Origin of the sequence: Pseudomonas sp. AP19 (genome assembly GCF_001728855.1) — a bacterium.
GTDB lineage: Bacteria > Pseudomonadota > Gammaproteobacteria > Pseudomonadales > Pseudomonadaceae > Aquipseudomonas > Aquipseudomonas fluorescens.
Genome location: NZ_LXJP01000138.1, coordinates 1 through 1,328 on the forward strand (window position 1 = coordinate 1; position 1,328 = coordinate 1,328).

Consider the following 1,328-nt stretch of genomic DNA (forward strand, 5'->3'; position numbering starts at 1 on the left):
GCCCCGTACTTGATTCCTGTACCACACTGAGCCTCATTCCGCTTTAGCGGGATGGCATATCTGCGCGCATGTCTTATGAAGCGCGCGGTGGATCATCACAGGAATCGTGAACATGAACTTCAAGTGCTATTGCACAGGTTGGTCCCTTGTGGCCGGCCTGGCGGCAAGCGTACTGGCATTGCCGTGCCTCGCTGGCGTATTGACACTCGATGAAGCTTTGCGGCTGGCCGAAAACAATGCACCGTCGTTGACCGCACAAGACGCCAAAATTCAAGCAGCCACCAGCGCGGCCGTTCCCGCTGGCGAACTACCAGATCCCAAGCTACTGCTGGGCGTCCAGAACTACCCCATTGGTGGTCCCGACAGATGGAGCATCGACCAGGACTTCATGACCATGCAAGTGGTCGGGATCAGGCAGGAGATGCCTAACAGCGACAAGCGCAAAGCACGTATCGAGGTCGCGGATGCGGCTGTTGATAGAGCGTCCGCCGAGCGTCGAGTGGCGCGTCTGAACGTCCGACAGTCCACGGCACTGGCCTGGATCAGTAGCTACTCGGTTGAGCGTAAAGATGTGATGTTCCAGGACTTCTATAAAGAAAACCGTCTTCTAAGCGATACCGTCCGGTCACAGATTGCGGGTGGCCGCGCTCAACCCGCCGATGCGGTCACACCTAAACAGGAAGCTGCTCAACTGGCCGAGCTGCAGGATGATTTAGTTCGCCAACGTGCGCAGGCCCGGGCTGCCCTCAAGCGCTGGATTGGCCCTGCCGCCAATGACAAACCGGTGGGCAGCTTGCCTGATTGGCCCATCGAAACCTCTGGTTACTCCCATAAGCTGCAACATCACCCCGAACTAGCTGCTTTTGTGCCGATGACCCGAGAAGCACAAGCCAAGATTCGTGAAGCTAAGGCGGAAAAGCAATCTGACTGGAGCTGGGAATTCGACTATCAGCATCGCGGCCAACAGTTCGGTGATATGGTCAGCGTGCAGTTTTCATGGGATCTCCCGCTGTTTCCTGACTCTCGGCAAAACCCCAAGATTGCGGCCAAGCACGCCGAACTAAACCAGCTTGAGGCTGAGCGCGAAGCCCTGTCACGCGAGCATACCCAGCAACTAGAGGATGAACTGGCCGACTACGAGCGCCTCAATCGTTCAGTCAACCGTAATCAGGAAAGCTTGTTGCCGCTGGCTAAAGAAAAGGTCGAACTAACCATGGCCAGCTACCGCTCCGGCAAGGGTGATTTGAAATCGGTTGTGGCCGCCCGACGCGAACTCATCGAAGCACGTCTCAAGCAGATTGACGTTGAAGAGCAACGTGCTCTTACCC

1 protein-coding gene is annotated in these 1,328 nt (G+C 56.6%); it reads left to right on the top strand.

The window, feature by feature from the left end; translation table 11 throughout:
* Window positions 1-112 precede the first annotated feature (112 nt).
* The coding region (locus A7D21_RS33985) for a TolC family protein (protein ID WP_069553852.1) at window positions 113-1,328 on the top strand (1,216 nt) is incomplete at its 3' end.